Annotated in this window: 21 protein-coding genes; 13 read left to right on the top strand and 8 right to left on the bottom strand. The window is 69.1% G+C overall.

Translation table 11 applies throughout. The features are described 5' to 3' along the window. Window positions 1-33 precede the first annotated feature (33 nt). From CA951_RS16250 to CA951_RS16240, 3 genes are read left to right on the top strand one after another with little or no spacing between them, the layout of a single operon-like run. A complete protein-coding gene (locus CA951_RS16250; protein ID WP_087557796.1) occupies window positions 34-1,173 on the top strand; it encodes an NAD-dependent epimerase/dehydratase family protein in 1,140 nt (379 codons plus the stop codon). Beyond that, on the top strand, window positions 1,170-1,664 hold the full coding sequence (locus CA951_RS16245) for a MaoC family dehydratase N-terminal domain-containing protein (RefSeq protein WP_256973793.1): 495 nt from the start codon (window positions 1,170-1,172) through the stop codon (window positions 1,662-1,664). Before CA951_RS16250 ends, CA951_RS16245 begins: the two co-directional genes overlap by 4 nt. 15 nt (window positions 1,665-1,679) lie before the next feature. After that, entirely contained in the window at window positions 1,680-2,135 is a 456-nt protein-coding gene (locus CA951_RS16240; protein ID WP_087557795.1) for a MaoC/PaaZ C-terminal domain-containing protein, read from the top strand. Here CA951_RS16240 and CA951_RS16235 read toward each other — a convergent pair. Beyond that, on the bottom strand, window positions 2,126-4,435 hold the full coding sequence (locus CA951_RS16235; protein WP_087557794.1) for a CoA transferase: 2,310 nt from the start codon (window positions 4,433-4,435) through the stop codon (window positions 2,126-2,128). The two genes, CA951_RS16240 and CA951_RS16235, sit on opposite strands and share 10 nt — an antisense overlap. Before the next feature lie 70 nt (window positions 4,436-4,505). Between CA951_RS16235 and CA951_RS16230 the strand changes: the two genes are divergently transcribed. The 3 genes from CA951_RS16230 to CA951_RS16220 all read left to right on the top strand — a co-directional run bounded on the left by CA951_RS16230 (window position 4,506) and on the right by CA951_RS16220 (window position 8,311). Further along, window positions 4,506-5,963: an aldehyde dehydrogenase gene (locus CA951_RS16230; protein WP_218780494.1), complete on the top strand. Its 1,458-nt coding sequence runs from the start codon at window positions 4,506-4,508 to the stop codon at window positions 5,961-5,963. A 49-nt stretch (window positions 5,964-6,012) separates the two neighbouring features. Next, entirely contained in the window at window positions 6,013-6,483 is a 471-nt protein-coding gene (locus CA951_RS16225) for a MarR family winged helix-turn-helix transcriptional regulator (RefSeq protein WP_087557793.1), read from the top strand. Between the two features lie 103 nt (window positions 6,484-6,586). Beyond that, entirely contained in the window at window positions 6,587-8,311 is a 1,725-nt protein-coding gene (locus CA951_RS16220; RefSeq protein ID WP_087557792.1) for an amidohydrolase family protein, read from the top strand. A gap of 80 nt (window positions 8,312-8,391) precedes the next feature. On the opposite strand, the gene CA951_RS16215 is transcribed toward CA951_RS16220, so the two are convergent. After that, a complete protein-coding gene (locus CA951_RS16215; RefSeq protein ID WP_087557857.1) occupies window positions 8,392-8,955 on the bottom strand; it encodes a nuclear transport factor 2 family protein in 564 nt (187 codons plus the stop codon). 62 nt (window positions 8,956-9,017) lie between these two features. Between CA951_RS16215 and CA951_RS16210 the strand changes: the two genes are divergently transcribed. From CA951_RS16210 to CA951_RS16200, 3 genes are all read left to right on the top strand, one after another. After that, entirely contained in the window at window positions 9,018-10,085 is a 1,068-nt protein-coding gene (locus tag CA951_RS16210; RefSeq protein WP_218780493.1) for an aldo/keto reductase, read from the top strand. Between the two features lie 84 nt (window positions 10,086-10,169). Continuing rightward, entirely contained in the window at window positions 10,170-11,375 is a 1,206-nt protein-coding gene (locus tag CA951_RS16205) for a cytochrome P450 (RefSeq protein WP_087557790.1), read from the top strand. A 46-nt stretch (window positions 11,376-11,421) separates the two neighbouring features. Further along, window positions 11,422-11,649: a ferredoxin gene (locus CA951_RS16200; protein WP_236581220.1), complete on the top strand. Its 228-nt coding sequence runs from the start codon at window positions 11,422-11,424 to the stop codon at window positions 11,647-11,649. Between the two features lie 118 nt (window positions 11,650-11,767). Here the strand turns inward: CA951_RS16200 and CA951_RS16195 are convergent, their stop codons facing one another. From CA951_RS16195 to CA951_RS16185, 3 genes are all read right to left on the bottom strand, one after another. Next, window positions 11,768-13,393, bottom strand: a complete 1,626-nt coding sequence (locus CA951_RS16195) for a GMC family oxidoreductase (RefSeq protein WP_087557789.1) — start codon at window positions 13,391-13,393, stop codon at window positions 11,768-11,770. A gap of 20 nt (window positions 13,394-13,413) precedes the next feature. After that, window positions 13,414-14,598 (bottom strand): epoxide hydrolase family protein, encoded by a 1,185-nt coding sequence (locus CA951_RS16190; RefSeq protein ID WP_087557788.1) that lies wholly within the window; start codon window positions 14,596-14,598, stop codon window positions 13,414-13,416. A gap of 95 nt (window positions 14,599-14,693) precedes the next feature. Further along, on the bottom strand, window positions 14,694-16,346 hold the full coding sequence (locus CA951_RS16185; protein ID WP_087557787.1) for an NAD(P)/FAD-dependent oxidoreductase: 1,653 nt from the start codon (window positions 16,344-16,346) through the stop codon (window positions 14,694-14,696). Between the two features lie 255 nt (window positions 16,347-16,601). On the opposite strand from CA951_RS16185, the gene CA951_RS16180 reads away from it, so the two are divergent. From CA951_RS16180 to CA951_RS16165, 4 genes are read left to right on the top strand one after another with little or no spacing between them, the layout of a single operon-like run. Then, window positions 16,602-18,062 carry an NAD(P)/FAD-dependent oxidoreductase gene (locus CA951_RS16180; protein ID WP_179220208.1) on the top strand — a complete coding sequence of 487 codons (1,461 nt, stop codon included), beginning with the start codon at window positions 16,602-16,604 and terminating at the stop codon, window positions 18,060-18,062. A gap of 42 nt (window positions 18,063-18,104) precedes the next feature. Next, window positions 18,105-20,675: a CoA transferase gene (locus CA951_RS16175; RefSeq protein WP_087557785.1), complete on the top strand. Its 2,571-nt coding sequence runs from the start codon at window positions 18,105-18,107 to the stop codon at window positions 20,673-20,675. Then, window positions 20,675-21,826 (top strand): thiolase family protein, encoded by a 1,152-nt coding sequence (locus tag CA951_RS16170; RefSeq protein ID WP_087557784.1) that lies wholly within the window; start codon window positions 20,675-20,677, stop codon window positions 21,824-21,826. The genes CA951_RS16175 and CA951_RS16170 overlap by 1 nt, the downstream gene beginning before the upstream one ends. Then, a complete protein-coding gene (locus CA951_RS16165) occupies window positions 21,823-22,221 on the top strand; it encodes a Zn-ribbon domain-containing OB-fold protein (protein ID WP_179220207.1) in 399 nt (132 codons plus the stop codon). The genes CA951_RS16170 and CA951_RS16165 overlap by 4 nt, the downstream gene beginning before the upstream one ends. A 61-nt stretch (window positions 22,222-22,282) precedes the next feature. On the opposite strand, the gene CA951_RS16160 is transcribed toward CA951_RS16165, so the two are convergent. From CA951_RS16160 to CA951_RS16150, 3 genes are read right to left on the bottom strand one after another with little or no spacing between them, the layout of a single operon-like run. After that, window positions 22,283-23,479, bottom strand: coding sequence for a cytochrome P450 (locus CA951_RS16160; RefSeq protein ID WP_087557782.1), 1,197 nt, complete (start codon window positions 23,477-23,479; stop codon window positions 22,283-22,285). A gap of 21 nt (window positions 23,480-23,500) precedes the next feature. Further along, on the bottom strand, window positions 23,501-23,716 hold the full coding sequence (locus tag CA951_RS16155) for a ferredoxin (RefSeq protein WP_087557781.1): 216 nt from the start codon (window positions 23,714-23,716) through the stop codon (window positions 23,501-23,503). A 2-nt stretch (window positions 23,717-23,718) separates the two neighbouring features. After that, window positions 23,719-24,927, bottom strand: coding sequence for a cytochrome P450 (locus CA951_RS16150; RefSeq protein WP_087557780.1), 1,209 nt, complete (start codon window positions 24,925-24,927; stop codon window positions 23,719-23,721). Window positions 24,928-24,972: the final 45 nt, after the last annotated feature.

The following is a 24,972-nucleotide window of genomic DNA, read 5'->3' as shown; positions in this document are numbered from 1 at the left end:
CACGGCGCCGCCGACCGACGAAGGGATCGCCGCATGAGTCAATCCAGAGCGCTGCTGGTCGGCGGCAGCGGTCCGACCGGCCCGCACGTGGCCGCCGGGCTCGCCGAGCGTGGCTACGCGGTCACCCTCTTGCACCGTGGCACGCACGAGCTGCCGGAGCTGGATGCGTACGAGCACATCCACGCCGACCCGCACTTCCGTGAGTCGCTGGACGAGGCGCTCGCCGGGCGCTCGTACGACGTCGTGGTCGCCGCGTACGGCCGGCTCCGGGTGGTGGCCGACGCCGTTGCGGGGCACTGCGGATCCCTGGTCGCCGTCAGTGGACTGCCCGCCTACGCCGGCTACCACGAGCCCGGACGTCTTGCACCACAAGGGATGCCGGTCCAGGCCCGGGAGGACGCCGCCGACGTCGGACGGGCGACGCGCCCCGAGGACATCGCGACGGAGGGCGGCGGCGAGGCGTTCTCCCGAAAGATCCGCGCGGCGGAGCAGCACGTGCTCGATTTGCACGAGCACGCTGCCTTCTCCGCCTCGATCTTCCGCTATCCCTCGATCTACGGACCGCGCCAGGTCTACCCGCGGGAGTGGTCGGTGGCCCGGCGTGTCCTCGACGGCCGTGACCGAATCATTTTGGCCGACAACGGACTTACCGTCACGATGCGCTGTGCCGCGGTGAACGCCGCGGCCTACCTACTTGCGGCCGTCGACCGGCCGGACGCCGCGGCCGGTGAGATCTTCAACATCGGCGACCGCGACCAGCTCTCGATGCGTCAGTGGGTCGAGATCTGCGCGGCGGCGGCCGGAGGTGCGCTGCACCCCGTCTCGCTGCCTTTCGACCTGGCGGGCCCCGGCCGTGGTCTCTACCCGCTCTCCCACGACGATCATCTGCTGGTCGACGTCCACAAGGCCGCGGATCTGCTGGGCTACGTCGAGCCGAAGCCGGCCGTGGTGGCGTTGACCGAGACGGTGCGCTGGTACGTCGAGCATCCGCCGGTCGAGGGGGCTGCCGATGCGCTGGCCGACCGCTTCGACTACGCGGAGGAGGACCGCGTCGTCGAGGCGTACCGTCGCGCGACGGCGGCACTGCGCGCCGAGCATCCGCCGACCACGAGGGTCGTTCACCCCTATGCCCACCCCACGGTCGCCGGGCAGCGCGACCACCGCGACCGATGAGCCTGGTCAGCGAGCAGATGCGGGCCTCGCTGGACGCTGTGGCCGACTGGCGGGTGTCGTTCCCCGTCGCCGCCTCCGACATCCGGCGGTGGGCGATCGCCGTCTACTACCCCGATCCGCCGCCGGCGCGCTTCGTCGTCCCCGGCGGCGGCCTGCTCGTGGCGCCCGAGGAGTTCAATCCCTTCGCCTGGATCGTGGCCGACCGGATGGTGCCCGCGGTGGCGCCGTTGCAGCGCGACACCGACCGGCTGGAGAAGGCGATCGGCATCGCCGGCCCCGGACTGCGCCACCAGATCAACGGAGGCAGCGAGGTCGTCTACGGCGCCCCGATACGCGCGGGCGACGTGATCCGCTCCGAGACCCGCCTGCACTCCTACCTCGAGAAGGCCGGACGGATGGGGCCGATGCTGGTCACGGTCACCGAGGTGGAGTGGACCAACCAGGACGGCGCTCGCGTCAAGCTCGGCCACGACACCTCGATTCGCTACTGACCCGGAGGAGCCACGATGAGCGCCAGAATTGAGGTGCGGGTCGGCGACGTGATCGCAGCCGGTCCGCGCCGCACCGGATACCCCGAGTGGAACCGCTTCGCGGCCGTCAACGACGAGTTCGTGCCGATCCACATGGACGACGACGAGGGTCGCAGGGCCGGCTACCCCGGTGCCATCGCGATGGGCAGGCTGCAGTGGTCCTACGCCCACCGGATGCTGCGCGAGTGGCTGCCCGGGGCTCGGGTGGTCGCACTGGCCCTGCAATTCCGCGGACCGACGCTGCGCGGCGCGCTCTTCGACGTCAAGGCCCGGGTCACCGAGGTGCGCGAGGAGGCAGGGGACCGCGTGGTCGACCTCGCACTGTGGATCGAGGACGAGGCGGGCACCGTACTCGCGCCCGGTACGGCGACCGTCGCGGTGCCCGCCAGGCGCCGCGACGGTCGCGCGTCGGCGGCCGCGGATCAGCGGTAGCCCACGCCCACGACCGAGTGCATCGGCTCGCCCACGACGACCACGCCGGCGCCGATCAGCTCCTCGATCTCCGCACCCGACAGTCCCGCCTCGCCGAGCAGCTCGCGACTGAACTCGCCGTGGCCGGTCGCCCGCATGACCGGGTACGGCGCATGCCCGCTGAAGGTGACCAGGCGGTGGGGAAGGAAGGTCGAGTTGCCGTCCGGCCAGACCAGCTCGGTGACGTGGCCGTCGGCCAGCAGCTCGGGGTCGTTCACCACCTCGCGGAAGTCACGTGCACGGACCGCGGCGCCGCCGGCCCGGGTCACGGCCGCCACCACGTCGGCCGAGGTGAGCCCGCTGATCGCCGTCCCGATGAGTTCGGCGAGCGCGTCCGCACCCTCCTCGGCGCCGGAGACCTCCGGCAGCAACCCTGCGTCGACCGCCTGTGCCGCCGAGTGCAGGTGCACTCTGACCCAGCCGTCCGCGCACGGGTAGAACCGGGACAGCGGTCCGGGCCCGGGGAAGTCCCGGCCACCGGTCTCGGCGGGCGGCCTGCCGGCGTAGCGGACCAGCTCACCGCTCTGCATGAACGTGGCGGCGACGGCCAGCGAAGAGGTGACGTGCTGCCCGCCGCGGCCGGCGGCACGCTGATAGAGCGCCGCGCAGGTGCCGAGCGCGGCCAGGCACGCGACCGTCACGTCGTTGATCGCCAGCGTGGAGAAGACCGGCTCGGCGCTGCCGCCCTGGGCCTTCATGATCCCGGTCAGCGCCTGGACCACCGGGTCGTAACCGGGCTGACTGCCGAGCGGACCGTCGGCGCCGTACCCCGTGATCGAGGTGGTGACGATGTCGGGCCGGCACTCGGCGAGCGTCGCGTGGTCGATGTGCAGGCGCTCGAGGACGCCCGGTCGGTAGTTGTCGAGCACGACGTCACTGGCCGCCACGAGCCGCAGGAAGGCGTCGTATCCCTGCGGATCGCGCAGGTTGATGCCGAGCCCGCGCTGGCCACGGGCGATGCCGTAGCCACGCACCCGCAGCTCGTCGCCGGTCACCGTCTCCACCTTCGCCACGTCCGCGCCGAGCGCGGCGAGCAACATTCCGGCGTACGGCCCGGCCAGCACCGTGCCGAGATCGGCGACCTTGATGCCGGCCAGGGGACCGGTTCCGGCGGGCAGCGCGTCCAGTGGCGCGGGGAGGCCGGCGCGCGGCGCGGCCCAATCGGCGTCGTCGGCGAAGATCCGCGCCCGGTGCTCGCGAAGCCCACCGCGGGACAGCTCGGCGCCGACCCCGCCGGTCACGGCGTCGCCGACGAGCGGGTCCCCGAGCTCGACGCGCTGACCCAGCGCGGCGACCTGCGGATGGTCGAGCCAGTCGTCGCGGTCGCCCACGAGGCTGACCGGGCACCCGGCGGCGGTGAGCTCCTCGAGCCACACGGCGCGGGTACGGCGCGAGAACGCCTCGGCCAGTCGCGCGCGCACCCAGTCCCTGTTGCCGGGGGCGTAGAGCCGCTCGCGCACACCGTCGATCCGCGGGTCGACGACGATGTCGGTGGTGCCGAGGTGCTCGAACGCGATGTCCTGGAACTTCGAGCCGAGCGCGCCGAGGAACAGCCATTCGCCGTCGGCGCAGCGGTAGGTCCCGAACGTCGGGTTGGGGCCGCCGGGGCCGACGGTGGTCGCCGGGAGCGGCTCGGTCGGGCTGACCAGCATGGTGGTGATCGTGGTGACCATCGAGCCGTGCAGCGGGTCGACCACCACTCGCTGGCCGCGGCCGGTGCGGATCTTCTCGACCAGCGCGGCGATGCCACAGGTGGCGCCCCAGGCGCCCTGCATGGAGGACAGGAAGGGGTAGACCTCGTCGACCGGCCCGCCGCTGAACGAGGTCTGCCGCCGCGCTGCACCGAAGTCGGCGGAGACCATCCGGTCGCGGGTGTAGGGGTCGAGGCCGTCCTGCTCGTCGTGCCACAACGGTAGGTGCAGGTGGACCAGGCCGGCCGGAGGCTCGTCGTCGAGGCCGAGGCCCAGTGCGGCCGCCGTGCGGGCGTCGGTGGTGAGCACCAGGTCGGCGTCCGCAACCAGGGCCGAGCCGCGCTCACGCGGGACGATCGTCTTGTTGCGATGCCAGGCCACGGCCCCGGGCAGGTCCGCGTCCGAGGGGTCGTCGAGCCGGATGACCTCGGCTCCGTAGTCGCCGAGTGCCATCCCGGCCAGCGGGCCCGCCACGCCCCGGCTCGCGTCGAGCACTCGCACGCCGTCCAGCGCCGGACGCTCCGAGGTCATCTGGGTCGTGTCGTCCACGGTCAGCCTCTCGATCTTCATAATAGTTCTGCTAACTATTTGCAATCTACATCACTAGTAATGGACGCGGTAAAATAGTTGTGTTCAAGACATGGTTGAATCGAAGTACCCCGACACGTCCCAGGAGGCGCACATGGTCCGCGAGCTGAACCACTGGATCGACGGCAAGAGCGTTCCGCGAGGAGATCAGGAGGCGCTGACCGTCTCCGGCCCCTTCGACCGCAGCCCGATCGCCCGGGTCGCTCTCGGCAGCCGCGACCACGTCGACCTGGCCGTGGACGCCGCACGTCGTGCCGCCCGCGCGTGGGCGGATCGAGCACCGGTCGAGCGTGGCCGGCTGCTGGCGGCGGTCGCGCGTGCGCTGCGCGAGCGGGCCCAGGAGTTCGTCGACGTCGAGGTCGAAGAGACGGGCAAGCTCGTCGCCGAGATGCGCGGCGGCCTCCAGGTCGCCGCCGACTACTTCGAGTACTACGGCGGCGTGGTCCGGGCACTGTTCGGGGAGACGATCAACCTCGGCGCAGGCGACCACGCGTTCACCAGCCGCGAGCCGTACGGCGTGGTGGCCGTGATCACCCCGTGGAACGGGCCGCTGACCCAGGCGGCCCGCGGCCTGGCGGCCGCACTGGCCGCCGGCAACACCGTGGTGATCAAGCCCTCGGAGTTCACTTCCGGCACCACCGTGATGCTGGCGCAGCTCTGCGAGGAGATGGGCGTCCCGGCCGGGGTGGTCAACGTGGTGCTGGGCGCCGGGCCGGAGGTCGGCGGCACTCTGGTCGAGCACCCGTCGGTGCGACTGGTCGCGTTCACCGGCTCGGTCGTCACCGGCAGGCGGGTGGCCGAGAGCGCTGCCCGACGGCTGATCCCGACGATCCTGGAGCTGGGCGGCAAGTCCGCCAACGTGGTCTTCGCGGACGCCGACCTGGATCGGGTGGTCGACAGCGCGCTGACCATCTGCACCGGCGCGGGTCAGCAGTGCGCGGCGCTGAGCAGGCTGCTGGTCCAGGAGGAGGTCCACGACGCACTGCTCGAGCGCGTGGCGGCACAGATGCGGGCCAGGGTCCCTGGGGAGCGGCTGGCGCCGATGACCACGGAGGCGCAGTTCGAGAAGGTGATCGAGTACTTCGACGTCGCCGCGCAGGACGGCGCTCGTCTGGTGACCGGGGGGCACGCAGCGGGCGGCGCGCAGGCCGCGGGACGCTACGTGGAGCCGACGGTGTACGCCGACGTGACGCCCGAGATGCGGATCTTCCAGGAGGAGGTCTTCGGCCCGGTCCTCGCCGTGAGTCGCTTCGCGACCGAGGGGGAGGCGATCGAGCTGGCCAACGACTCCGAGTACGGCCTGGTGGCCGGTGTCTGGACCGGTGACTCCGCCCGCGCGCTGCGGGTGGCCTCGCGGCTCGAAGCCGGCCAGGTGATCGTCAACGGTGGTCGCACCGGGATCGAGACGCCGTTCGGCGGCTACAAGGCGAGCGGGCTGGGGCGCGAGAAGGGCTTCGAGTCGCTGCTGCACTACACGCAGCTGAAGACCACGGTCGTCTCGACCCGGTGAGCGGTGGTTCCCGCACGGACACCGCGCAGCGGTGTGCTATCCATGCGCCATGTCTCGTGACCAGGACCTGACCAGCGTGGACGAGCTGCTGCTGCGGCTCGTCCGCTCGGTACGGCGACCGTCGTACCGCCGGCGCATCCTCGACGGCGTCTCCCACATCCCGGGGACCGAGGCGCTCCGCGTGCTTCGCGCTGTCGAGCTGCGTGAGCAGCGCGGGCTGCGGCCCTCCATCAGCGACGTGGCCGATGATCTCGAGATCGAGCAGTCGAGCGCCAGTCGTGCGGTCAACGCCGCCGTCGAGCGCGACCTGGTGGTCCGGGCCCCCGATGCCGACGATCTGCGTCGTGCCGTGCTCCGGCTCACCGAGGCCGGACGAGGTGCGCTGAGCACGGCCACCGCGAACCGGATGGCGCTGATCGAGGAGATCACCGCCGACTGGCCGGCCGCGGACCTGCACGACCTGGCCCGGCTGCTGGAGCGGTTCGTGGCTCGCTACGAGGCGGTCGAGCCGCCGCTCTGATCGTCTGGTCCCCCAGCGCTATCGTGTTGCAAATGATTTACATGCAGCCTACATGCATCTAGAGTTCCATCATTACTCCATAGCAGAACGGCAGGGAGAAGTGATGAGCACAGCTGAGTACGACCTCGTGATCCGCGGTGGTGAGGTGCACGACGGCACCGGTGCCGAGGGAAGAGTTGCCGACATCGCGGTCAAGGACGGCGTCATCGCCGTCGTCGGGGAGGTCGCCGGACGTGGTGCCGAGGAGATCGACGCGACCGGCCGGATCGTGACGCCGGGCTTCGTCGACATCCACACCCATTACGACGGGCAGGCGGTCTGGGACGACGCCACCGCCCCCTCGTCGCACCACGGCGTGACGACAGTGGTGATGGGAAACTGCGGCGTCGGCTTCGCGCCGTGCAAGCCGGAGCACCGCGACGGGCTGATCGAGCTGATGGAGGGCGTCGAGGACATCCCGGCACCCGTCATGCACCAGGGCCTGACCTGGACGTGGGAGACGTTCGCGGAATACCTCGACGTTCTGGAGCGCACCCCGCGCGACATCGATATCTGTGCCCTGGTGCCGCACGCGCCGGTACGAGTTCATGTGATGGGAGAGCGGGCGTTCAGGCTGCTGCCTGCGCTGCCCGAGGACGTCGAGCAGATGCGTGTCATCGTCGCCGACGCGATCCGCGCCGGCGCGTGGGGCGTGTCGACCAGCCGGTCGACGGCGCACAAGAGCGTCGCCGGGGACTACACCCCGACGCTCCTCGCCCGCGAGCGTGAGATCGTCGGCCTGGCCATGGGCATGGCCGATGCCGGCCGGGGTCTCTTCGAGTTCGTCGCCGAGGTGCAGGATCCCGACGTGATCGGCGAGTTCGAGATGGTCCGCCGCGCGCTGAAGAAGTCGGGTCTGCCGGGCGTCTACAGCCTGGTGCAGAGCGGTCAGACGGCGGATGCGAATCAGGACCTGTGGCGTGACCTGCTGAAGTACTCCGGATCGGCGAAGGACGACGGCGTCGACCTGCGCCCGGTCGTCGCGCCGCGAGCGGTCGGCCTGCTGATGGGGCTGGAGGGAAGCCAGAACCCGTTCTCCGCCACGCCGAGCTACCGCGCGATCGCCGATCTTCCGTTGGCCGAGCGAGTGGCGCGGATGCGCGATCCCGAGGTGCGCCGTCAGATCCTCTCGGAGGACCCGTACGCCGAAAGCGCCTGGCCGCTATTGCAGTTCCTTTCCTACAGCAGGATGTACCGCTTCGAGAACCCGCCGAACTACACCCCCGACATCGCAAACTCGCTGCAGGCGATCGCCGACCGCAAGGGGCGTCCGGTGCCGGAGGTGGTCTACGACGTCCTCCTCGAAGACGAGGGGATGGGCTTCATCCACGTCCCGTTCGCCAACTACGCCAGCGGCGACCTGCGGGTCTGCCAGGAGATGCTGGAGGACCCCAACTCGATCATGGGCCTGGGCGACGGTGGCGCGCATGTCGGCTTCATCCTCGATGCCGGCTTCCAGACCTGGATGCTGACCTATTGGGTCAAGGAGCGCGGGGTGATGGCGCTGTCGGAGGCGATCCGCCGGATGACGTCCGACACCGCGGACGTGATGGGCCTGGCCGACCGTGGCCGGATCCGTGAGGGACTGCGGGCCGACCTCAATGTGATCGACCTCGGCCGGCTCACGTTCGGTTCGCCGTACATCGCCCACGACCTGCCCACCGGCGGCAAGCGGCTGATGCAGAAGGCGGTCGGTTACGAGCACACGATCGTCGCGGGCCAGACCGTCTACCGCGACGGCGAGGACACCGGGGCCCGGCCGGGACGGCTCGTCCGCTCCGGTCGCTGACGGCGCTTCGCCGGGCCGGCCACCGGGGTCTGCCCATCAGGATGTCGACGGGCGTCGACGGCCCGGCGTAGCGGCCCTGCTCACGGTTCGAGCGTGAGCCGCTCGTCGGTGAGAAGCGGTCGGGCGTAGGAGGTGTCGCTGCGGTCGCGCGCGACAGTGCCGTTCTGTCTGCGGTCGACCGGCGGCAGGTCGGGGGTCGTGACGCCACCGGTCCACTCCACCATCGAGATGCGGTGGGCGATGCGCCATTCGCCGTCGCGGCGTTCGAACCGGTCGACGTACCGCCCACCGTGCAGTGTGACGGGCGTACCCGACCGGTTCTGCCCGACCATCACGAAGTAGGTCTCGGTGTGGGCCACGTCGCCGTCGATCTCACAGGTGTGGTTGGTGATGTAGTGCTGCTCGCCGTGATGGCTTGCCCGGTGGCCGGCGAACGCCCAGGGGATGAACTCCTCGACCGTGCCGCGGAAGATGCCGTGGTCGTCGATCGCGCCGGGGTGGTACGCGGAGCGCAGCAGGTCCTCGTCGAGCCGGTCGACGCCGCGGGTGTAGCGCAGCAGCGCGTCGTGGATCTCCTGGCGGTCGAGCAGCTCCTGGAGGCGGCGGGGGTCGGGTGCTCGGTGGCGTGTGTCGGTCGTGGTCATGTCGATGACGTTAATCATGTTGTAGTTGTCATACAATGGCTTACAGCCGCTATCGTGGCCGGATGAGCGACTTACCTGTGATGAACTACCGCCTCCTGGGCCGCAGCGGCCTGCGGGTCTCCGATCTGGCCCTCGGCACGATGACCTTCGGGGCCACCACCGGCTGGGGAGTCGAGGAGCGGACGACCCGCGAGCTGTACGAGCTGTACCGCGAGGCGGGCGGCAATTATCTCGACACCGCCAACCAGTACGCCGCGGGGGCGAGCGAACGGATCGTCGGCGAGCTGGTCGCGGGTCACCGTGACGAGGTGGTGATCGCCTCGAAGTACACCAACGCCGCGCCCGGCAACGGCGACCCCAACGCCGGCGGCAACCAGCGCAAGAACATGATCGCGTCGGTCGAGGCATCCCTGCGCCGCCTGGGCACCGACCATCTCGACCTGTACATCGTCCACTCCTGGGATCTGCTCACGCCGGTCGAGGAGGTGATGCGCGGTCTCGACGACCTGGTGCGCGCGGGCAAGGTCCTCTACGTCGGTGTCTCCAACACCCCGGCCTGGGTGATCGCCCGCGCCAACACCCTGGCCGAGCTGCGCGGCTGGACTCGGTACGTCGGCCTGCAGATCGAGTACAGCCTGCTCGGCCGCAGCGCCGAGGCCGAGTACATGCCGATGGCGGCAGAACTCGGGCTCAGCGTGCTGGCCTGGTCACCGCTGAAGAATGGTCTCCTCACCGGAAAATACGCCGACGGCGGCGGACGTGACTCGAGGCTGTCCAGCGAGGTGTGGGGCTCTCCGGCGATGGCGTGGGCCGACCCCCATGGCAATGCTGCGGGCCCGGTCGTCGAGACTCTGGTCGCAATGGCCGCCGAGCTCGGCGCGACCCCGGCCCAGCTCGCGCTGGCGTGGCTGCGTCACCGGGAGGTCCACGTGGTGCCGATCGTGGGCGCCACCAACCCGGGCCAGCTGCGCGACAACCTCGGCTGTCTGCGGCTGGCGCTGACTCCGGAGCAGGTGGCTCGGCTCGACGAGGCGAGCGCCGTACCGCTGGCTTATCCGCATCACTATCTGGCCAGCCCGATGGCTCGCTCGTACCGCTCCGCAGGGATGTACGACCGGATCGGCCGATGACGGTGTCACCCCCCTTCAATTGTGTTCTTGCTTACAATCAATTATGTTAGAAGAAACTCTACATAATAAGGAAAAGGTTTGACGATGACTTCGATGCTGGAGCGAGCGGAGACCAACGGTCTGCCGATCCATCGCCTCGACCTGGAGACCGACGAGCGACTGGGCGTCGATCCCTTTGCCGTCTGGGATGAGGCGACCAAGGTCGGCGGCCTGTTCTACAGCCCGGTCAACCGCGGCTATCTGGTTGCTGCCGACTACGACACGGTCAAGCACGTGCTGCAGGACCCGCACACCTGGTCGAACCTGCCGAGCTCGATCGTCTACACGAAGCAGGAGGTCATTCTCGACGTCCCGCCGATCACCATGGACCCGCCGGTGCACACCAAGTACCGCAGGGCGCTCGCGCCGCTGTTCGGGCCGAAGGCCGTGGCACACCTCGAGCCACGCATCATCGAGATCTGCCACGAGCTGATCGACTCGATCGTGGCCAAGGGCAGCTGCGACTACGCCAAGGACTTCGCCGCCAAGTTGCCGGCTCTCTTCTTTCTCGAGTGGCTGGGCATCGGCACCGAGGACGTCGACCGGATGTTCCACCTCGCCGAGCGCGCCACCTTCGAGTTTCCCACCCAGGAGGAGCGCGACGACATCGAGTCGCAGATCGACACGATCGTGCGCGGCGCGATGCACGACCGGCGCACCAACCCGCAGCCCGGTGACCTGGCCACCGCCTTCGTGAACATGCGCGTCGACGGCGAGGAGATCCCCGAGGACCTGCTGGTCGGGATGGCGAAGCTCGCGTTCATCGCCGGCCAGGAGACCACGTCCAGTCAGCTCGGCTTCATCATGTGGCACCTCGCCAAAAACCGTGCGGATCGACAGTTCCTCATCGACGACCCGACCCGGATCCCCGGTGCGATCGAGGAGCTGATGCGCTTCTACAACACGGGCGGCTCGGCAGGCCGGGTGGCCAAGCAGGATGCCGAGATCAACGGGTTCCCGGTCAAGGCCGGGGACCGGATCTTCATCGCCCGCTGCGGCGCGGACCGGCAGTTGGCCCCCGACGTGCAGCTGACCCGAACCGGTGTTCCGCACTCGGCCTTCGGCCTCGGTGTGCACCGCTGCCTGGGCTCCCATGTGGCCCGCCTGGAGATGCGCATCGGGCTCGAGGTCTGGCACGAGCGGATCGGGGAGTACCGGATGCCCGACGACTTCGTCGAGAACTTCCGCTACGGCAGCTTCATGCAGCAGCTCCACCACCTGCCCCTCGAGTTCGAGGTCGCTTCCCGCTGAGGCGGGGGCACCCGACCTCGACCCGACTTCACGAAAGGGAAGCACGATGACCGAGAGCACCACCGACGAGAAGCAGTGCCTGCGATTCAGCATCGACACCGACCTGTGTGTCGGCCACGGCCGCTGCTACACGCTCGCGCCCAACTGGTTCGACACCGACGACATCGGCTACGGCCAGGTGAAGGACGTCGCGATAGGCCTCGACGAGCGCGGCGCGGCCGAAGACGTCGCGGCCGCCTGCCCGGAGGGCGCGATCAGGCTCGACCTGTCCTGAGGCTTTCGGCGGGAGTCCGGAAGGACTCCCGCCGAGCCGGACGGTATGAACCAACCGAATAAACGAAAAGGAGCCCGGGCCGATGGCCCGGGCTCCTTCCTTTCGGTTCGCGTCGCGGTCAGCGCCGCTCGGCCAGGATGATGTCGGCCGCGATCCAGGCCAGCGCCATCGTGGGCGCATTGTTGTTGCCCGACGGCTGATCCCGGAAGACCGACGCGTCGATCACCCGCAGTCCCTGTGTGCCCCGGACCCGCAGCGAGGCGTCGACCACGTCGTCCTCGTCGGGGCCCATCGCACAGGTGCCCAGGCCGTGTGCGCCGGCGTTGCCGTGGTTGATGCCGTACTGGATGATCTCGTCGTCCTCGGCGATCTGCGGGCCGGGCTGGAGTTCCTCGACGACGTACTTGGCGAACGGCGCGGTGGCGGTGATCTCGCGCGCCTTGCGCAGCGTCTTGACCAGCATCCGCCGGTCCTCCTCGGTGCTGAGGAAGTTGGGCTCGAGCCGCGGTACGGAGTCCAGCCCGGGGCCCGTGATGTGCAGCGAGCCTTGACTGGTCGGGTACATCGGGAGCGCGACGTACTTGGCGCCGGGGAACTTGTCGACCACCATCCGGCCGGTCATCGGGTTGACATCCGAGGTGGAGATCGGGGTGAAGAAGCACTGCGTGTCGGGGTACTCCGAGGCCGGGTCCGACTTGTAGATCGCGCTCAGCGCGTAGCCGCCGTGCGCGACCATGCCGCGACGGGTGAGCAGGTATTTGAAGCCGGACCACAGGTAGCGGGGGGTGGAGGAGGCTTCGGTGTTGTAGCCCTTGACCCCGGCGAGCCGGTACTGCAGCAGGATGCCGCGGTGTTCCTTGAAGTTCTCCCCGACCTTGGGGCTGGTCACGCGGCACTTCACGCCTGCCTTCGCCAGGATCTCCGGGTTGCCGATGCCGGAGCGCTCCAGCAGCAGCGGTGAGTCGAACGCGCCGCCGGTGACCAGTACCTCGCGGCGCGCGGTGTACGTGACCAGGCTGCTGTCCTTCCGCCGGCAGGAGACGCCGGTGACGCGGGTGCCGTCCAGCACCAGCCGTTCGGCCTCGGTGTGGGTGACGACGGTCAGGTTCTTGCGACGCCGTGCCGGGCGCAGGTAGGCACGCGCCGCGCTCATCCGGGTGCCCTTGCGGGTGTTGGAGGCGACGTAGGACGTGCGCTCGCCGCCGCTACCGTTCATGTCCTCCTCGAACGGCACCCCGCTCTGCGCGAAGGATGCGATCAGTGCGTCGCAGGTGGCCTCGCGGGGGCCGGCGATCTCGATGTCGACCGCGCCCGCACCGCCGCGGGTGGCGCTCGGCCCCAACTCGTGGCGCTCCATCTTGCGGAAGGCGTCGAGGAACCGCTGCCAGTTCCAACCGGCGTTCCCGGCCTTCTCCCAGGCGTCGTAGGAGTTGGCCCAGCCGCGGTTCCAGACCATGCCGTTGATGGTCGTCGAGCCGCCGATGACCCGGCCGCGCGGCAGGTGCTCTACGTGGCCGTCGGGGAACTGCACCGTTGCGAACGTCTTGGAGTACTTGGGGTTGGTGAGGGTGAAGTAGAAACCCTTCGGCACCAGGTGGATCAGGTTCGCGTCGCCGCCGCCTGCCTCGATGAGCAGTACGGTGTTGCGCGGGTCCTCGGTGAGCCGGTTGGCCAGGAGGCAACCGGCCGCGCCGGCGCCGACGATGATGTAGTCGAAGCTCGTGGACTTCGGTGGGCGGGGCATGCGGTGTCCTTTCGGCGCTCTCAGCGCAGGTTGCGGAAGGTGTCGCGGATGTCGGTGACCACGTCGTCGGGTCGCTCCATCGCGCCGAAGTGGCCGCCGACGTCGTGCACCCGCTGGTGGGCGATCTCGGCGTACATGGCGGGCAGCCAGTCGAACGAGGCCCCCGGTGGGTTGTCGTCGCGGAAGATCGACAGACCGGCCGGGGCCTGGATTGCCGGCGTGCGGTCATGGGCCGGCTGCCACGGATTGGTGGCCGCTTCGTAGTAGAACCGCGCCGCGCTGGGGTAGCTCTGGGTGATCCAGTAGAGCATCGTCGAGGTGATCAGGAAGTCCGGGGAGAAGACGTCCTCGAGCGGCTGTGCCGGGTCCATCCAGGCGAGCCTGCGTTCGGTGAGCCAGGCGAGCAGGCCTGCGGGGGAGTCGTTCATCCCGTGCGCGATGGTCTGCGGATGCACGATCTGCGGCACGAGGTGGCCGACCCGGCGCTTCTCCCACGCCACCACCGCGGCGCGGTTCTCCGGGGTGGCCGCGTCCGCGGCCTTCTGGAGCAGGTTCCACGGCCGATCGGAGTTCCAGCCGGCGGGGAACGAGATCAGGCTGGTGAGGTGGATGCCGAGCAGATTGTCGACGTACTTGTGGCCGAGCTGAGCAGTGACCTGGGCGCCCCAGTCACCCCCGTGCGCTGCGAACCGCTCGTAGCCGAGGACGTCGCGCATCAGCTGCACCCACAGGTCGGCGGTGGTGACGAAGTTGAGGCCCGAGCGGCTCAACGGCGAGGAGAACGCGAAGCCCGGCAGCGAGGGGATCACCACGTCGAACGCGTCGGCCGGATCCCCGCCGAAGGATGCCGGGTCGGTGAGCGGGCCGATCATCCGGTGGAAGTCCCAGAACGTCCACGGGAAGCCGTGGGTGAGCAGGAGCGGCGTCGGGTCGGGGCCGGTGCCGCGGACGTGCACGTAGTGGATCGGCTGGCCGTCGACGTCCACGCGGAACATCGGCAGCTGGTTGAGGGCGGTTTCCTGGGCCCGCCAGTCGTAGCCGGTGCGCCAGTGTTCGACCAGGCCCCGCAGCCGTTCGGTGGAGACTCCGTAGCGGCCGTCGCCGTTGCCGACATCGGGCGCGAACCGGGTCGACGCCAGCCGGCGGTCGAGGTCGGCGAGATCCTCGTCGGACACGTCGACACGGAAGGGAACGGGCGAGGTCATGGTGCTCCTGGGCAGCTGGGAGGTGGAGATGGTGGGGTGCGGGCCACGGACCGGGGCAATATCACGGCCCGTGACCCGCCGTCGAGGGGCCGGTCTCAGTGGACGAGGAACCCGCGGTAGTCGTCGTCGCGGGCGTTCTCGAGGTTCTGGACGAACTCCGGCAGCGATCCGATGTAGGCGACGTAGACGCGGGGCTTCCCGGGGATGTTGTCGCCGAAGAAGATCGACTTCGCAGTCGCCTGCAGGGTGCCGGCGGCGGTGTCGGCGACCTGCTTCGTCCAGACGGCCTCGGCCTCGGGGTCGGCGTCGATCCGGTTCCAGCCCTTGGTGAAGAAGTCGTCGACGACCTTGGTGACCCACTCCACCACGGGCTCGGAGCAGCGTGGGCCGTTGCCGTGGCCGCCCTTGCCGTGCGGACCACCCTCGATGAAGAGGTTCGGGAAGCCGGCGACCTGCATGCCCATGTACGTGTGCGGGCCGTCCTTCCACTTGTCGCGCATCGTCTGCCCGCCGAGGCCACGGATGTCGATCTTGTTCAGCGCACCGGTGAAGGCGTCGAAGCCGGTGGCGAAAATGATCGTGTCCACCTCGACCTCGCCCTGCTCGGTGAGGACGCCCTTCTCGGTGAACTCCTTGATCGGGTTCTCCTTGAGCAGGATCAGGTCGACGTTGTCCTTGTTGTAGGTCTCGTAGTAGTTGGTCTCGCAGGGCACCCGCTTGGTGCCGAAGTAATGGTCGTTCGGGATCAGCTTCTCGGCGATCTCGGGGTTGTCGACCCGCTCGCGGATCTTCTCGGCGAGGAACTCGCAGTAGACCTTGTTCGCCTCGGCGTCGTAGGCCAGGTCGTTGTAGAGCCCGATCCACTTGGTGAAGCCCGGTGAGTGGAACGCCTCCTCGTAGCGGGCGTCGCGCACCTCGGGCGCGACCTCGGTGGACTTCACCGGGTCCCAGCTGTGCAGGAAGCCGCTGAAGGTTTGCCGCAGGTACGGGAACATGTCCTGGTAGCCGGCGCGGATGGCGGCCATGTCGTCGTCGGAGAGCGGACGGTTACGCAGCGGGACGGCCCAGTTGGCGGTGCGCTGGAAGACCGTCAGGTGGCCGGCGGTCTTGGCGACCTCGGGGATCACCTGGACGCCGGTGGCGCCGGTGCCGATCACCGCGATCCGCTTGCCCTCGAAGCCGATCTGCTTGTCCTTGGGCCACAGCGAGGTGTGGTACCACTCGCCCTGGAACCGATCCAGGCCGGGGATGCGCGGGAAGTTCGGGTCGGAGAGGATGCCGGTCGCCATGATCACGAAGCGCGCGCGGTACACCTCGCCTGTCGTCGAGTGCAGCGTCCAGCTGTCGGTCTCCTCGTCGAAGACCATGCTCTCGATCCGGGTGTCGAAGTCGATGTCGCGACGCAGGTCGAGCTTGTCCGCGACGTGGTTGTAGTAGGACTCGAGCTCGGGCTGACCGGCGAACATCTCCTTCCAGCGCCACTCCTCGAGCAGCTCCTCGTCGAAGGAGTACTGGTAGGAATGCGACTCCGAGTCGAGCCGGGCGCCGGGGTAGGCGTTCCAGTACCAGGTGCCGCCGACGCCGGAGCCGGCCTCGATGACCCGAACCGACCGACCGAGCTCGCGCACCAGCTTCAGCTGGTACATCCCGGTCAGGCCGGCACCCACGATGACGACGTCGTAGGAGCGCACTCCCGCCTCGTCCGGCTGGCCTCCTGACACGTCGGGCCTGGTCGCGATCTCGGTCATGGTTCCTCCAATAGAAGTCGGTGCCGACGGCCGGTTGTGCGCGGCCAGTCGTGGTCGTCCAGTTCTGATGCTATCCGGTACCTCGGTCAAAACACCACTGTCGGATAGGTTCAAACATAATAAGCAGTGGTCGACGTCTCGGATTGCGGCACAGGGCCGATGCCCTTGCGGGCTGGTCCGAGTCCATCTTCCAATCATGTTATAGTACTGCTACTAACGCGTTTACGTTGTAGCTGGGAGGTCAGTCCTGTGAGAGTGGGCATCATTGGTGCAGGTATGTCGGGGCTGTTCCTCGCGCATCACCTTGCCGAGGCAGGGATCGAATATCAGATCTTCGAGAAGCGGGCCGGCGTCGGTGGCACCTGGTACGACAACACATACCCGGGTCTGCACGTCGACGTGATCACCCGCTCCTACGAGTTCCCGTTCGCGCGGAAGAACTACTGGTCGAAGCGGTATGCGCCGGGCTCGGAGATCCGCCGCTACCTGACCGACTTCGCGCAGGAGCAAGGCGTCGTCCGGCACATACGATTCAACACCGAGGTGCGGCAGGCCGAGTGGGAGGACGACGCCTGGACGCTCACCCTGCCCGACGGCAGCACCGAGGTCTTCGACGTCGTCGTCGCCGCGACCGGCTTCCTGCACGTGCCCAAGCGACCGACCTTCCCGGGCACCGACACGTTCGAGGGCCACAGTTGGCACTCCTCCGAGTGGGACCACGGCGTCGACCTGACCGGCAAGCGGATCGGCGTCGTGGGCACCGGTTCCAGCGGCATCCAGATCGTCAGCGAGCTGGGCAAGCAGAACCACGACGTCAAGCACTTCATCCGGACGCCGCAATGGATCCAGATCCGGCAGAACAAGAAGATCTCGCCGCTGGAGCGGGTGCTGCTGCGGGTGCCCGCACTGGCCGGCTACTGGGACCGGCGGGTCGCCACGCTGCGTGTGGCCACCGAGGGCTCCGAGACCTGGCGGCTGATCCCCGGCGACGAGCGGACGGTCCAGACCCAGCGCTTCTACGACGAGCTCGCCGAGGCCGTCCCGGACCCTGTCCTGCGGGAGAAGCTCACGCCGAAGGACCCCCCGGGCTGCAAGCGGATCCCGAAGTCGCCCGACTACTACCAGGTCGTCCAGCGACCCAACGTCACACCGGTCTTCGGCGGCGTCCAGCGGGTCGTGCCGAACGGCATCGTGGACCCCGACGGCACGCTGCACGAGCTCGACGTGATCGTCTACGCGACCGGCTTCGACACGCACGCCTACATGCGGCCGATGGAGGTCGTCGGACCCGACGGCCTGACCGTCGAGGAGATGTGGGCCGACGGCGTCTACAGCTACCGCGGCATGGGCCTGCCGGGCATGCCCAACTTCTTCCTGCTCAACGGCCCGTTCGCCCCGGTCAACTCGGTGGCCATCCCGACCTGCCTGCGCGACGAGGTCGGTTTCCTGATGCGGCTGCTGGACACCATGCAGCGTGAAGGGCGGGCGCTGGCGCCTTCCGCGGAGTCGACCGCGGCCTTCTGCGACACCGTTCGGTCGGCGCTTCCCGGCACCACCTATTCGCTGTGCGACAACTGGTACACCGACAAGGGCGGGGTCGCCATCATCTGGCCCTTCACCCGCCAGCAGCACGCCGATCAGTACGCCGACGCCGACATCGCCGACTTCGAGCGATTCCCTGCGCGTCGCGAGCTCGCGGCGCCCGTCCGAGCCTGACGGCACTGGATCGCGTCCTGACGAAATGACTGGAGAACCCCGATGACTACATCCCAGACAACCGAAGACCAGGCCAAGCCGGGTGCACTCGCAGGCATACGCATCGTCGAGGTCGGCGACCGGATCGGCGAGTACTGCGGAATGGTGCTGGCAGGCCTCGGCGCCGAGGTGATCAAGGTCGAGCCGCCCGAGGGCGCCGAGAGCCGCCGGATGGGTCCGTTCGTCGACGACGTCCCGGACCCCGAGCGCTCGCTGCACTTCTGGACCTACAACCGCGGCAAGCGCTCCGTCGTACTCGACCTCGAGACGCCCGAGGGCCGAGCCGGGTTCGTCGAACTGGTCGGCGCCTGCGACGTGCTGCTCGACGCGACGCCGCTGGGCTACCTCGAAGAGCGGGACCTCGGCAGCGCCACGTTGCGCGACCGGGACCCCGCCCTCGTGGTCGCGCGGATCACCCCCTTCGGCGAGGAGGGGCCGCGCAAGGACTGGAAGGCCAGCGACCTGGTCCACCTGGCCCTCGGTGGCCAGGTGATGAACAACGGCTACGACCCGGATCCGTCGGGGAAATACGACCTGCCGCCGGTGGCACCTCAACTGGACCACTCCTACGCCGTCGCCGGCGAGCAACTCGCCTTCACCGTCGTCGCCGCGCTGATCAGCAGGCGTCACACCGGTCAGGGGCAGCACCTCTCCTGCGCGGTGCACGAGGCGATGGCGAAGAACACCGAGGGCGACCTGATGTCGTGGGTCTGCCTGCGCACGCCGTTCCACCGTCAGACCTGTCGCCACTCCGCGCCGGGGGTCTCCATCCACCGCTCGATCTTCCAGACCAAGGACGGCCGCTGGATCCTGGCCTCCACGCGCAACGCCAAGCTGCTCGGCCCATTCCTGGACGGCTACGGGATCGGCGACGAGATCAGCGACGGCAGCGACGAGAAGAACAAGGACTCCCGCGTGCTGCCGGGCATGGAGGGCGGCGCCGCTAGCAACATGGACGCGGTCGAGCACACTGTGCGCCGCTACCTCTTCGACGACGTGCCGTGGCGCGAGGCCCAGGAAGCCGGCCTCATGTGGGTCCCGGTGCGCAAGCCCCACGAGTCGGCCTACGACGAGCACTGGCTCGAACGTGGCACCTACGGTGACATCGAGCACCCGGAGCTGGGTCGCTCGCTGCGCTACCCGCTGAGCAAGTGGATCTCGACCGAGAACGGCTGGGTCACACCCACTCCTGCCCCCAAGCTCGACGAGCACCGCGACCTGCGGTTGAGTCTGACACCCCGGCCGATCGAGCGGGTGCCGCTCATCCTGCCCGAGCGGCTATCCAGCCATGGCAAGCCGTGGGCACTCCAGGGGGTGCGCATTCTGGACTTCACCTGGATGCTCGCCTCGGCAGGCGCCACCCGGTTCCTGGCCTCCCTGGGCGCCGACGTGATCAAGGTCGAGTGGCACAAGAACCTCGACCCTCGCCGCGGTGGCAACCCGGTCGGCGGACGTGCGGCGCGCGAGCGGGCGACCGGCCCGGTGCCCTCGCAGTGGCCCGCCGACCTCGGCGGCCCGGTCGGGGCGCAGTACAACAACAAGAACCCAGGCAAACGCGGCATCTCGCTCAACGTGAAGCACCCCAAGGGCCTCGAGCTGGCCCGCCGGATGGTCGCGGAGAGCACCATCGTCGCGGAGGGCTTCTCACCGGGCGTGATGGAGAGCTGGGGACTGGGCTACGACGAGCTGCGCAAGATCAAGTCCGACATCATCTATGCCAAGCAGTCGGGCATGGGCACGAAGGGCATCTACGGCCGGTTTCGCACCATCGGTCCGGTGGCACAGGCGTTCGCAGGCACCTCGGAGATGAGCGGCCTCGGCGACCCGTTCCCGCCTGCCGGCTGGGGCTACTCCTACCTGGACTGGTACGGCGCCTACAGCTTCGCGCTGGCCCTGCTGAGCGCCGTCTACCACCACGACGTGACCGGACAGGGACAGGCGATCGACGCCTCGCAGAGCGAGGTGGGCATCTTCATGACCGGTGTTCCGGCCCTGGACTACCAGGTCAACGGCCGGGTCTGGGAGCGGGCGGGCAACCGCTCGCCGTACGCGACCGCCGCGCCCGAGGGGCTCTACCGTACCCGGGGGGACGACCGCTGGATCGCCATCACGTGTCAGAGCGAGGGCGACTGGATCGCCCTCGCCAAGGAGGCGTGCCATGTCGAGTGGCTCTCGCAGGCGGAGTTCGCGACCGCCGAGGACCGGCACCGCAACCGCGAGGCGCTCGACGCGCTGATCCAGGGATGGACGTCGGAGCAGGAGCCGTTCGAGCTGATGCAGCGGCTCCAGGCGGTCGGCGTACCCGCCGGTGTCGCCCAGACCGCGCAGGATCGGGTGGAGAACGACCCGCAGTTGCAGGCGATGGAGTGGCTGACCGAGCTCGACGCCACCAACTTCGGCCACTGGCCGGTGGCGGCTCCCTCGGTGAAGATGAGCGACACGCCGCAGCACGCAGGCGGCCAGGTCGGCCGCGGCGCCCCGACGTACGGCGAGCACAACTACGACGTCTACGAGGAACTGCTCGGACTGAGCCGCGACGAGGTCGACGAACTGGCAGCGGAGGACGCGATCTGATGGCGGCAGCACAGCTGGGCGGCGCGATCCGCGGGCGGACCGCGATCGTCGCCGCCGGCAACACCGCCCAGGGCACGATCCCGGGCATTTCCGCCGACGAACTGGCGGTCGAGGGTCTGCGGATCACCTTGGCGGAGGCCGGCATCGACAAGTCGGAGATCGACGGGCTGATCACCTGCAAGTCGTTCGGCGGCTTCGGGATCGACACGGAGATCGGCCGGCTGGCGGGCCTCAACCCGGCCTACAGCGCCACCCTCGACTACGGCACGTGCAACTTCTCCCTGCACCTGGCGTGCGCGGTGATCGACGCGGGTCTGGCGAGCGTGGTCGCAATTGTCTACGGGACCAACCAGCGCAGCGCAGGGAACAAGTTCGGCCATCCCCTGGGGCGCCAGGACGAGGCGTCGGTCTACGGCTTCCTGAATGTCGCCGGTCCGGCGGCGATGGCGTTCCGCAGGCACCAGCACCTCTACGGCACCACCGAGGCGGATCTGGCCGAGGTCTCGGTCTCCCAGCGCCGGTATGCGGTGGACAACCCGTTGGCGATCTTCCGGGAGCCGACGTCGGTCGAGGATTACCTGGCGGCCCCGTACCTGGTGGCGCCGCTGCGCCGCCCGGACCTGTGCATGATCTCGGACGGCGCGGCCTGCCTGATCGTGGCTCGGGCCGATCGGGCGGCGGAGCTGACCGACAAGCCGGTGCACGTGATGGGCATCGCCCAGCAGACGGGTCTGCGCGACCGGCAGAACGCCGACCAGTGGCTGCGGCCCTGGATCCAGCAGGTGGCCGAGCGGATCTATCCGGCCGCCGGCATCGAACGGGACGCGGTGGACGCCCTCTACATCCAGGACCCGACCAGCATCTGGGTCCTCCAGATGCTCGAGTACTACGGCTTCGTCGAGCCGGGCGGTGTCGGGGAGGCGTTCCGGTCGGGTGCCGTCGGCCATGGTGGGCGGCTTCCGCTCAACACCAACGGCGGCCAGCTCTCCGAGGCGTACATGTGGGGATTCCTCCACCTGTGCGAGGCGGTCAGACAGCTGCGCGGCGAGGCGGGGGCGCGACAGATCGAGGGCCTGCGCACGGCGCAGTACTGCTCGACGTTCGGATTCATGAAGGCAGCCAGCACGATCTTGTCGACGGAGGCGTCGTGAGCGGATATGAGACCCCGGAGACCCAGGACGACTCCCGGTTCTGGGACGCGGCGACGGAGGGCAGGCTGGTCTTCCAGCGGTGCGACAGCTGCGCATTCGTGCGCTGGCCTGCCGCCGGCGTCTGCCCCGAGTGCATGGACCGGGGATACACGTGGGAGGAGGTGGCTCCGCGAGGCACGGTGTGGAGCTACGCCGTCTACCACCGGGCCTATGCCGGTTACCTGCGCGAGCGGGTCCCGTACGACGTGGCCCTCGTCGAACTCGAGTGTGGGGTGCGGCTGCTGACCACCCTGACCGGCTTCGACGACGACGCCGACCCGATGGGCGCCGCGGTCGTCGCCCACTTCGAGACGGTCGGCGAGCACCAGCACGTTCCGGTCTTCGGGCCGGCCTGAGACCGACGTCGCCGAGGTGGTGCTCTTCCTCGGCGACGCCCGGGAGTCGCGAGTGGGCCGGTCAGCGACCGGGCAGTGCCGCGGGCACCGACCGATAGAAGAAGCCCACACCCACGTGCTCCGACCGCACCGTGCGATCGAGGTCGATCCGGTGGCCCGGCAGCAGGTCGAGGACGGCCTCCATCTCCAGGCGGAGGACCAACCGCGCCAGGTGCAGGCCCATGCAGCGGTGCACGCCCCAGCCGAATGCGACGCTCTTGGACCGATCGCGATCCAGGTCGATCCGCTCCGGGTCCGGGAACGCGGCGGGGTCGTGGTTGGCCGCCATGTTGACGAACAGCGCCCAGTCACCGGTCCGCATGCCCACCTCGCCGAGGTGGGTGTCCTCGGTGACCCGTCGGGCCACGGCGGTGACAGGTGTGTAGATGCGGATCACCTCGTCGATTGCGGCCGGGATCAGGTCCCGGTCGGCAACGAGGCGCTCGTGGAGTGCGGGCTCCCGCGCCATCTGCACGAGCAGTGCGGTGAGCGCGCCGCTGGTGGTGTGGAAGCCGGCGAGCAGGAGGAAGACGACGGTGTCGCTCACCTCCTCGTCGCTCATCGGCTCGCCGTCCACGATCGGCTCGGTGGCGAGCACTGTCATCAGGTCCGCACGGGGATGTGTCCGCCGGTCCTCGGCCTCGAGGAGGATCTGCTCGCGGATCCAGCGGTTGCCCGCGGCGTTCTGCTCGATGATCGAGGGATCGGTGCTCGCCTGGTTGCGCAGACCGCGTGCCATCACCTCGAGCAGTTCCTCGCGCCGCGACCTGTCCCAGCCGAGGATGCCCAGCGTGACCGCGCCGGGGGAGACGTCCGCGAGGTCGGAGACGAAGTCCCAGCTGCCGCGCTCGGCGAGGCCGGTGACGATCTCGGTGACCAGGGTCGCGATTTCGGGCTCGCGCCGGGTCACCTCCGCCTTGCTGAACCACGTGTTCAACACCCGTCGGTACGTCGAGTGCAGCGGCGGATCAACGCCCACCGGGATGTGGCGGGTGCCGAACGGGTTGGCCGGGATGGCGGGACCGAAGCTCGAGGAAAACCGGCCGTAGTCGGCCAGTCCGTCGATGATGTGCTGGTGGTCGGTGACCACCCAGAACCCGTCGTGGGCGGTCGACCAGGCGATCGGCGCCTCGGCGCGCATATCCGCCAGCGTCTCGAACGGACGCAACGCGAACTCCGCCGAGTGGTGTGAGAAGTCGGTGACGATCGGGTCGGACATCGCGGCTCCCGGAGGTAGTGGTCAGGGCTGGTCGGTGACGCTGATGGCCAGGCGCGGACAGCCGTCGACCGCGCGCTCGACGAGCGCGCGGTGGTCCTCGGAGACCTCGCCGTCGGGTCGGAGGGCGTCGGCGAGCACCCGGGCCTGGTCGTTCTCGTCGAGATCGAAGGTCAGCGGAGCGAGCGCCTCGCACACGGCGTTCCCCTCGCACAGCTCGCGGTCGATGCTGATTCGCATGCTCACGCCCCCTTGGGCAGATCGGCGGGCACGGACAGGTAGAAGTAGCCCTGACCCATGTGGTGGGAGAGCACCGAGTTCTCCAGGTCGATCCGGTAGCCGGGCAGAAGGTCGAAGACGGCCTCCACCTCGACCCGCAGGATGAGCCTGGCCAGGTGCAGGCCGAGGCAGCGGTGTACGCCCCAGCCGAACGCGACGCTCTTCGCGCGGTTGCGGTCGAGGTCGACTGTCTCCGGGTCGGAGAAAGCGGCCGGGTCGTGGTTGGCCGCCATGTTCACGAAGAGGGTCCAGTCGCCCTCGCGCATTCGGGCGCCGCCGAATTCGGTGTCTGCGGTGACCTTGCGTGCGTGTGCGGTGGCGGGGGAGTAGATCCGGATGATCTCCTCGATCGCGTTCGGGATCAGGTCGCGGTCCTGTTGCAGTCGGATCTTGTCGTCGGGGTGGCGCTCCAGGTGGGTCATCAGCGCGGTGAAGGCGCCGCTGGTCGTGTGGAAGCCGGCGAGCAGGAGCAGAACGACGCAGTCGCACAGTTCCTCGTCGGTGAGCGGCTGCCCATCCGCGATCGGCTGGGTGGCGAGCACCGTCATGAGGTCGTCGCGCGGCGTGGCCCGGCGGTCGTTGGCCTCGGCGAGGATCTGCTCGCGGATCCAGCGGTTGCCTGCGGCGTTCTGCTCGATGGCGTCGGGATCGGTGCTGGCCTGGTTGCGCAGCGCCTGGGTCATCACGTCGAGCAGCTCCAGCCGCCGTTCGGTGTTCCAGCCGAGGATGCCCAGCGTGACGGCGCCGGGTGAGACGTTGGCGAGGTCCGCGACGAAATCCCAGCTTCCGCGCTCGGCAAGGCCGGACACGATGCCGCGCACCATCTCCTCGATCTGCGGGGTGCGGGCGGTGATGTTGGCCTTGCTGTACCAGTCGTTGAGCACCTTGCGGTACACGCTGTGCACGGGTGGGTCCATCGCGACCGGGATGTGACGGGTGCCGAAGGGGTTGGCGGGGATCGCGGGCCCGGACGACGAGGAGAACGTCGCGTAGTCGGCGAGCCCGTCGACGACGTGCTCGTGATCGGTGACCACCCAGAATCCCCCGTGTGCGGTCGACCAGGCGATCGGAGCCTCGTTGCGCAACTCCTCGAGTACCTGGAACGGGCGTTCGGCAAAGTCTGGTGAGTGGTGATCGAAGTCGGTCAGGACGGCGTCGGTGGGGGCGGGCATCGGTCTCCTCAGGCACTCCGGGGTCACGTCATTACAATGCTTCAA

The organism is Rhodococcus sp. NCIMB 12038 (genome assembly GCF_002165735.1).
Classification (GTDB): Bacteria; Actinomycetota; Actinomycetes; order Mycobacteriales; family Mycobacteriaceae; genus Rhodococcus_F.
Note: the sequence above shows the minus strand (reverse complement) of the source record. Positions and strands in the feature narration are given on the sequence as shown.